Source organism: Thalassospira sp. UBA848, assembly GCF_002295455.1.
Classification (GTDB): Bacteria; Pseudomonadota; Alphaproteobacteria; order Rhodospirillales; family Thalassospiraceae; genus Thalassospira.
Window position 1 is genome coordinate 51,646 of the sequence record NZ_DBGS01000066.1, and the last position, 7,742, is coordinate 59,387.

Annotated in this window: 11 protein-coding genes; 10 read left to right on the forward strand and 1 reads right to left on the reverse strand. The window is 58.2% G+C overall.

Annotation, left to right across the window (positions count from 1 at the left end):
* The 3 genes from B2R48_RS09345 to B2R48_RS09355 form a co-directional block, all read left to right on the forward strand.
* Positions 1 to 651 (forward strand): portal protein (locus B2R48_RS09345; protein WP_296999544.1); only part of this gene is annotated, 651 nt, incomplete at its 5' end.
* On the forward strand, positions 651 to 896 hold the full coding sequence (locus tag B2R48_RS09350; RefSeq protein WP_296999545.1) for a hypothetical protein: 246 nt from the start codon (positions 651 to 653) through the stop codon (positions 894 to 896). The genes B2R48_RS09345 and B2R48_RS09350, both read left to right, overlap by 1 nt.
* Positions 897 to 1,022: 126 nt before the next feature.
* Positions 1,023 to 1,673, forward strand: a complete 651-nt coding sequence (locus B2R48_RS09355) for a capsid assembly protein (protein WP_296999546.1) — start codon at positions 1,023 to 1,025, stop codon at positions 1,671 to 1,673.
* Positions 1,674 to 1,699: 26 nt separating this feature from the next.
* On the opposite strand, the gene B2R48_RS09360 is transcribed toward B2R48_RS09355, so the two are convergent.
* Complete coding sequence (locus B2R48_RS09360; RefSeq protein ID WP_296999547.1) at positions 1,700 to 1,828, reverse strand: hypothetical protein; 129 nt, start codon at positions 1,826 to 1,828, stop codon at positions 1,700 to 1,702.
* Positions 1,829 to 2,106: 278 nt separating this feature from the next.
* Between B2R48_RS09360 and B2R48_RS09365 the strand changes: the two genes are divergently transcribed.
* From B2R48_RS09365 to B2R48_RS09395, 7 genes are all read left to right on the forward strand, one after another.
* Complete coding sequence (locus B2R48_RS09365) at positions 2,107 to 2,922, forward strand: phage capsid protein (protein ID WP_062955623.1); 816 nt, start codon at positions 2,107 to 2,109, stop codon at positions 2,920 to 2,922.
* Between the two features lie 145 nt (positions 2,923 to 3,067).
* The gene (locus B2R48_RS09370; RefSeq protein ID WP_296999549.1) at positions 3,068 to 3,343 is read left to right on the forward strand and encodes a hypothetical protein; all 276 of its coding nucleotides are present in this window, start codon (positions 3,068 to 3,070) and stop codon (positions 3,341 to 3,343) included.
* A 95-nt stretch (positions 3,344 to 3,438) separates the two neighbouring features.
* On the forward strand, positions 3,439 to 3,939 hold the full coding sequence (locus B2R48_RS09375) for a phage tail protein (RefSeq protein WP_296999551.1): 501 nt from the start codon (positions 3,439 to 3,441) through the stop codon (positions 3,937 to 3,939).
* Positions 3,940 to 4,024: 85 nt separating this feature from the next.
* On the forward strand, positions 4,025 to 4,627 hold the full coding sequence (locus tag B2R48_RS09380; protein WP_296999553.1) for a phage tail protein: 603 nt from the start codon (positions 4,025 to 4,027) through the stop codon (positions 4,625 to 4,627).
* Positions 4,628 to 4,713: 86 nt separating this feature from the next.
* On the forward strand, positions 4,714 to 5,220 hold the full coding sequence (locus B2R48_RS09385; RefSeq protein ID WP_296999554.1) for a phage tail protein: 507 nt from the start codon (positions 4,714 to 4,716) through the stop codon (positions 5,218 to 5,220).
* A 66-nt stretch (positions 5,221 to 5,286) separates the two neighbouring features.
* Complete coding sequence (locus B2R48_RS09390; RefSeq protein ID WP_296999555.1) at positions 5,287 to 5,865, forward strand: hypothetical protein; 579 nt, start codon at positions 5,287 to 5,289, stop codon at positions 5,863 to 5,865.
* Positions 5,866 to 6,056: 191 nt separating this feature from the next.
* Positions 6,057 to 7,742 (forward strand): hypothetical protein (locus B2R48_RS09395; protein WP_296999556.1); only part of this gene is annotated, 1,686 nt, incomplete at its 3' end.

Genomic DNA, 7,742 nt, shown 5'->3' on the forward strand with positions numbered 1-7,742 from the left:
ACCGCCAACAAGGTGGTGGAGCTGGTGCTGAAAAACGCCTCCATCGCGGTGACAGGCATCTGGCAGGCTGATGATGATGGCGTTCTGAACCCGGCAACCATCCGGTTGGTGCCGGGCAGCATCATCCCCAAGGCGGTGGGATCAGCCGGGCTCAAACCGCTTGAGGCACCGGGGCGCTTTGATGTGTCTGATCTTGTGCTCTCAGACCTGCGCGATCGCATTCGACGCTGCTTGCTCGCTGATCGCCTGGGCCAAACTGATCAACCGGGCATGACCGCGACCGAGGTGCTTGAACGCGCATCGGAAAACGCCCGGCTTCTTGGCGCAACCTATGGCCGGTTGCAGGCGGAATTGCTTTATCCGTTGATAAGGCGGGCGCTTTATATCCTGACCCAAACTGGCGAGCTTCCTGATATCCCGCTGGACGGTGATGTTGTCGTGCTGCGTCATGCGGCCCCGCTCGCACAACTGCCAAAACGGGTACAGGCGGGGCAGGCGCTTGATTGGCTGTCGCGGATTGCCGCCCTTGGCCCGGATGCCCTGGCGGAGGTTGATTTGCCCGTCATGGTCCGCTGGCTTGCCGATCAGTTTGGCGTGCCGGACCATTTGTTACGGCCAAGCCTGCCACCCGAAATCACGGAGGCTGTGTGATGAGCAGTAACGGATGGGACTGGTTTGAGGCCGAGAACGAGACGCTTTCAGAAAACGGCACTGACCACTGGCAGGCCTGTTTTGAAAGTGACGCCGGGGCAAAGGTACTGGCCGATCTTGAACGCCATTTTCTGCACACAGCCCTTGGACCGGATGCCAGCACTGCGGCGATCTGGATGCGCGAAGGGAAGCGCGCGCTGGTGCTGCAGATCAAGCGGCTGGCGGAGCGTTCCGCCGCAGATTGATCCCCGCCTTCGCGGGGATGACGGTACCCAAAACAGGTGCATGGAACGGACGTCATTCCCGCGAAGGCGGGAACCTCGCACCACACGCCCCAAACAAAGTTTGACCCCATTTAGCGGAGTGTTCGCATGACAACCGAACCTGACCTTCTCGCACCGGAAACCGAGACGCCGGAAGCACCGGAGGCAGCAGAAACACCCGAGCGGCCTGATATCGAAACGCCGGCGCCCGAACCCGAACTGGACGCCGCAGTCCTCGCCGATCTGGTGCCTGAAACACCGGATGCCTACGCAATCACGCTTGCAGATGGCATGGAAGATATTGATACGGATTTAAACGAGCGCCTGCATGCGGCAGGCTTCAGCAACGCACAGGCTCAGCTGGTTTATGATCTGGCGGGGGAGGTTCTTTCACCGCTTCTGGGTGATCTTGACCAGGCAGCACAGCGCGCAACCGACCGTGCGGCATTGGCGGCCGAGTTTGGCGGGGCGGAAAGCTGGAAAAAGCTGGCCCCGAAAATCGAAAGTTGGGGCAAAGCCAACCTGCCCGAGGCCGCCTTTGAAACCCTTTGTCAAAGTGCCGGTGGTGTGCGTGCCATGCATCGCATGATGACCCATGGCGATGAAGCCGCCCTTGGCAAAGCTGATGGCGGGGCCGGGGATACAAACCTTCGCTCCGAAATCCGGCGCAAGATGAATGATCCGCGCTATTGGCGGGATCGCGATCCGGCGCTGGTGGCCGAGGTGCAGGCAGATTTCGCCCGACTTTCCGGGGAATAGCCCAGGTAATTGCCCAAGTCCTGCGCCTAGAACAGCTTGTCGGCGCGATCAAATACCGCACTGACATAATCCGGGATCGGGGTCAGCGGCAAAATAAAATAGCCCGCAACACCAAGCCCGATCAGGCAGAACACAATCAAAACCGACTTCTTCACAGCAGATACTCTTTTTCTTTGTCTTGTTGTTTTTCCGGGACCGGACCGCGCGGAAAAGCCCGTCAGGTGCAACAGGTCGGGGCAAATCCTGCGCGTGTCCCATGGAACCTCAAGGAAAAGGTTCCCTGTAACAACGCGCTTAAACCACCAAACCTTGGCCGGAAAATGACCGGTTTTGGGGCAATTGTGGCACTGGCCTTTTTGGGCTCCGCAATTGAGCCCCGGCGGCTGCCTGCAATCACGACAAAACCATATCTGAAACAAGGGGATAAAAGGCGATGACAACCACGATTGATCAAAGCTTCATCGACCATTTTCAGGCCGATGTGCATCAGGCCTATCAACGCATGGGATCAAAACTGCGCAACACGGTGCGGGTAAAAAACGCCATCAAGGGCGCTACCACGGTGTTCCAGAAAGTCGGCAAGGGCACGGCCACCACCAAGGCCCGCCACGGCAAGGTGCCGGTGATGAATGTCGATCACGAGGCGGTGCGTTGTGACCTGCGTGATTACTATGCCGGTGACTGGGTCGATGCGCTGGATGAGCTTAAAATCAACCATGATGAAAAAATGGTTCTGGCCAATGCCGGGGCCTATGCGCTGGGCCGCAAGACCGACGAGCTGATCATCAATGCGCTGGTCGGGGCCGATGATGTCGTGCCCGATAATACCGAGGGCATGACCCTTGATAAGGTGATGATGGCGTTCGAGGGCCTTGGCGATCGCGATGTGCCCGATGATGGGCAGCGCTATGCGATTGTCGGCTGGAAACAGTGGTCGGAGTTGCTGCTGATCGACGAGTTTTCGCGATCTGATTATATCGGCGATGAAGACCTTCCGTGGAAGGGCACACAGGCCAAACGCTGGCTCGGCACGCTTTGGATGCCCCATTCGGGCCTTCCGGTGGCAAGCGGTATTCGGTCCTGCTTCTGGTATCACCGCACCGCCATTGGCCATGCCATCGGCTCGGACGTTCAGTCCGACATTACCTGGCACGGCGATCACGCAGCACACTTCGTGAATAACTCCATGAGCCAGGGTGCCGCGCTGATTGATGGCGATGGCGTGGTGTGCCTGAAAGCACAGGAATAGCGTCCCCGAACGCTTGAACCCGTGGCCCGGGATCCCCGCCTGCGCGGGGATGACGGTGTCTGGGGTCGGTGCATGGAACGAACGTCATTCCCGCGAAGGCGGGAACCTCGACCCGCAAGCTCAAAACCAAACAGGAGCCCAAAAAATGGCAGAAGGTTTCAAAGCCAGAAACCTCAGTGTTCTGGCATACGCCAACGGCTTTACGCTGTGGCACTACATCACCCCGGATGTCGCCGCCGACGTCGACACCGCCGATTACTTTGCCGATGCGCGCGACATGCTGCGCGTCGGCGATTTCATCATCGCCAATACCAACCGCGACGCCACCATGTCCGGCGGCCTGTTCGTTGTCGCAAGTGCGGGTGCAGGCGGTGTCGATGTCCGCGACATGACGTCAATCGGCACCTCGAACACCGACTGATCGCACCCCCCCGATCCACCCCTTTCATCCTCCCTCAACCTCGCCCCGGTGACAGATGTTGCCGGGGTTTCTTTTGACCAGAACAAGGATTGTTTATGTGTAACTGCAACAAGATTACCATCTGCACCGAATTTGACGCCGCCCAGATCGCCGGCCTTCAGGTGCCGATTGCCTCAATTCATGCCTTTGCCACCCAGACCGTGCCGGCCGATTATCTGATTTGTGATGGTTCGGCTGTTTCTCGCGCAGAGTATGCCGAGCTTTTCGCTGCACTTGGCACAGTTTGGGGCGAGGGTGATGGCACCACGACCTTCAATATCCCAGATTTGCGCGGCGAGTTCCTGCGTGGCTTTGATGATGGCCGTGGGGTTGATGATGGCCGTACGTTTGCATCTTCTCAAGTTGATGAATTTAAAGAACATACCCACGAAATCGGTGTTCTCAGTGAGGTCGGACAACTTGGCTCCAACATGACAATTTTGCGTGAAGCTGGCGTGGCCGGAGACAGTACACTCTCTTCAGGTGGAAACGAGACCCGGCCGCGCAACGTCGCGGTTACTTACGCGATCAAGGCGACTGTTCCTGCCGCGGCGTGACCTAAAGCCCGCTATCAAAACCTTTCCAATGCCCCGGCAGTATCTCTCTGCCGGGGTTTCTTTTTATCAACCAAGGAGACTGCTCATGCAGGGAAATACCCCGGTCGAATGCGAAATCCTCAATGTCATTCAGGGTGCGGGCATCTGGCCTGATTGCGAGGATAAAACCCAGCTGCTTCAGGCCATCGAAGCGCTGATTTCTGGCGGCGGATCTGGCGGTGGCGTTAGTTCGGGTAGTGAAATCGGCTCGGTTTCAGCTTTCGCTATGCCAACCCCGCCAACCGGCTGGCTGGTCTGTGATGGTTCAGCGATCTCACGCACGGAATATGCCGATTTGTTTGCCGCAATTGGCACTGTTTGGGGGGCTGGTGACGATGTCACGACCTTCAATCTTCCGGATCTGCGTGGCGAGTTCGTGCGTGGTTTCGATGATGGGCGTGGTGTTGACGCGGGTCGTGCATTTGCCTCCAGTCAAGGCGATGAGTTCAGGCTTCATGATCACACCGCTATCGGCGCATCTCTGAACGCTGGCGTTCCTTACACCACGATTGGTGGCGAGGGTATTTGGCCGAATGGTAATGTTGATCCCGACCGCTACAAGACTTCAGAGGAGGGTGGAAACGAAACCCGCCCACGTAACGTAGCGATGACCTATGCGATCAAGGCGTTCTATCCGTCAGCAAGCTGATTGGCACTAAGGCATTCTAAAATTTGTCTTCCCCGGTAGAGAACTCTGCCGGGGATTTCTGTTTGCAGTAAGAAGGGGATTTAAAATTGAGCGAAACAATCACGATTTGTTCCGAAACTGATGTCAGCCAGTTTGCTGCGATTGCAGTGCCGACCGGAACGATCCTACCATTTCCTTCGAATATTGTACCAAGCGGTTATCTTCCGTGTGACGGCGCAGAGGTTTCTCGGACAACCTATGCCGCTTTATTTGGCGTGATCGGGGCTGTTTGGGGTGAGGGGGATGGTTCTACAACTTTTGCCCTTCCGGATATGCGCGGCCGTACTCCAATCGGTTCCGGCCAGAGCACTGGTCTGACGGATCGTATTGTCGGTGAGGCTGGCGGCGAAGAAACTCATCAACTGACGGTCGATGAAATGCCGTCACATGGACATGCATTGCCATTCCCAACAGCGGGCGCAGCTGAGAGCGGCCCGAACCGGAGGACATTCTTCAGTGGGGGCACTGTCGATAATACCAATCAGACCGGCGGCGACCAGCCGCACAACAACATGCAGCCGTTTCTGGTGGTGAATTACATCATCAAAGTCTGATTGCTGTGATCTAGAACCTTTGCGGGGTCCGGTTTTCCGGGCCCCGTTTTCGTTTGGGGGGATGTGATGGCGTTGAGTGATGTGGCGCTGTGTGCGCGGGCTTTGGTGATGATCGGGGCGGCGCCGATCTCGTCGTTTGAGGAAGACGTGGCCGAGGCCGAGATTGCCCGGATGCTGTATGCGAGCGTGCGTGACGGGATGCTGGCGGGTTATCCGTGGCGGTTTGCCGGGCGGGGGTGCTGGTTGTCGCGACTGGCCGGTGACGATGCGGCGACATCGCCCAAGGATGGCTGCAACCTGTTTGCCTTGCCACGGGACTTTATCCGCTTGCTGTCGCTTGAAAATGACGGGGGCAAGATTGCCCGGTTTGAGTTGCGCGATCAGGCGGTTCTGGTGGCGGGTGACAGTGCGCATCTTTCCTATGTCGCGCGGTTGCCGGAGGGCAGCTTTCCGGCATGGTTTGATATGGCCCTGATGGCGCGACTGGCGGCGGAGTTTTGCCTGCCGCTGACCGAAAGCAGCACGCGGGCCGAGTACCTTTTCAAGCGGGCCGAGGACCAGTTGCGCGAAGCCAGACTTGCTGATGCGCAGCAATCCACCCCGCACGCGATTGATGATTTTTCCCTGATTTCTGCAAGGGGCTAGGGGCGTGGGTCGGGCCTTGGGCCGCGGGTTTGGAGCCTGCGGTGCGAGTTTCCCGCCTTTGCGGGAATGACGTTTGTTCCATGAGATTGTTTTGTCTTCCGTCATCCCCGCGAAGAGCCTGTGCCCGCGAAGGCGGGTACGGGGATCCCGATCCACAAGCGTATCACCTTTATTCAACAAGGGAGCACCCGATGGCACGCCGCGTTCTGGAGAAAAATACCTTTTCGACCGGCGAACTGGCCCCGGAATTGTGGGGGCGCTCGGACCTGAGCGCCTATGCCAATGGGGCAGCACGCCTGCGCAATGTGTTTATCGAACCATCGGGCGGGGTGCGTCGCCGTCCCGGCATTCGATTGATCGATGAACTGTCAGGTCCGGCGCGATTGATTCAGTTCGAGTTCAATACCGAACAGACCTATTTGCTGGCCTTTGGCGATAAACATGCGCTGGTGTTCGAGGACGAGGCAAAGACGGTCTGGTTTGAAACCACGTTCGGCGAAGAACAGCTTGATCTTTTGAACTGGACGCAAAGTGCCGATACGCTTCTGGTGGTGCACCCCGCAGCCCCGCCGGTGCGCATTACCCGGACAGGCGATGGCAGCTGGCAAACCACCCTTTGGGCCTGGCGCGAGACCAATTTCCGCACCAGCCAGCCCTATTACAAGTTTGTCGAACCCGCCGCCACCCTGACCCCGTCAGGCACCAGCGGGACGGTGAGCCTTACCGCGAATGTCGATTTGTTCGTTGCCGGGCATGTTGGCACGCTGTGGCGGATTCAGGGGATCGAGGGTGAGATCACCAACGTTTCCGATGCCCGGACCGCACAAATCGCCCTGAAGCAGGCACTGCCCAACACCAATGCCACGGTCGATTTCGTCGAACAGGCCTTTTCCGAAGTGCGCGGTTGGCCGCGCAGTGTGACCTTTCATCAGGACCGGTTGATCATCGGCGGATCGCGCGATCTGCCCAACCGGCTGTGGATGTCAAAGTCTGGTGATCTGTTTAATTTCGAACTGGGCGAGGGCCTTGATGACGAGGCAATTGAATTTGCCCTGCTGGCCGATCAGGTCAATGCGATCACGGGCATTTTCGCCGGTCGTCATTTGCAGGTCTTTACCAGCGGATCGGAATGGATGGTCACGGGTGATCCGCTCACCCCGGCCAATGTGCAGGTCACGCGCCAGACCCGGATCGGTAGCCAAAGTGATCGCACTGTGCCACTGGTCAATGTCGATGGCGCAACGCTTTTTGCCGGGCGGAGCGGGCGCGAAATTCGCGAATTCCTGTTCACCGATGTCGAACAGGCCTATGGATCGGCCGACCTTGCCTTGCTGTCACGCCATCTGATCCATCATCCCGTCGATCAGGCCTTTGATCCCGAACGACGGCTTTTGCATGTGGTGATGCGCGATGGATCGCTTGCCACCCTGACACTGTATCGGTCTGAGGCCATCACCGCCTGGTCGGCGCAATCGGTTGTGGGATGCGCCTTTAGATCCGTTTCAGTATCCGGCGGGGATGTCTATGTCGTGCTGGAACGCGACGGGCATCATTTCCTGGGCGTATTTGACCCGCAATGCGGTTTCGACCTTTATCGCCGTCAAGCGGTGGCCGAAGGCGAACCGCCACGCAAACATTGGGGCAATCTTGATGCACTGGATGGCCTTGATGTCAGCGTTTGGCACGATGGCGTTCTTGCCGATGACATCCCGGTTGCCGGGGGCACGATTACGCTGCCAGATCACATCGGGGCAGTGGCGGAGATCGAGGTCGGCTTGCCCTTTACCCATGAAATTTACGCCCTGCCACCGGCCGCATCGGATGGCAGCCGCCCGCATGGCGGAAATGCCGTGCGGCTGGTCTCAGTCACCTTGCGT

Excerpts from the sequence above, each read along its gene's own strand:
- B2R48_RS09350 (WP_296999545.1), top strand. The coding sequence starts at position 651 with ATGAGCAGTAACGGATGGGACTGGTTTGAGGCCGAGAACGAGACGCTT.
- B2R48_RS09355 (WP_296999546.1), top strand. The coding sequence starts at position 1,023 with ATGACAACCGAACCTGACCTTCTCGCACCGGAAACCGAGACGCCGGAA.
- B2R48_RS09365 (WP_062955623.1), top strand. The coding sequence starts at position 2,107 with ATGACAACCACGATTGATCAAAGCTTCATCGACCATTTTCAGGCCGAT.
- B2R48_RS09370 (WP_296999549.1), top strand. The coding sequence starts at position 3,068 with ATGGCAGAAGGTTTCAAAGCCAGAAACCTCAGTGTTCTGGCATACGCC.
- B2R48_RS09375 (WP_296999551.1), top strand. The coding sequence starts at position 3,439 with ATGTGTAACTGCAACAAGATTACCATCTGCACCGAATTTGACGCCGCC.
- B2R48_RS09380 (WP_296999553.1), top strand. The coding sequence starts at position 4,025 with ATGCAGGGAAATACCCCGGTCGAATGCGAAATCCTCAATGTCATTCAG.
- B2R48_RS09390 (WP_296999555.1), top strand. The coding sequence starts at position 5,287 with ATGGCGTTGAGTGATGTGGCGCTGTGTGCGCGGGCTTTGGTGATGATC.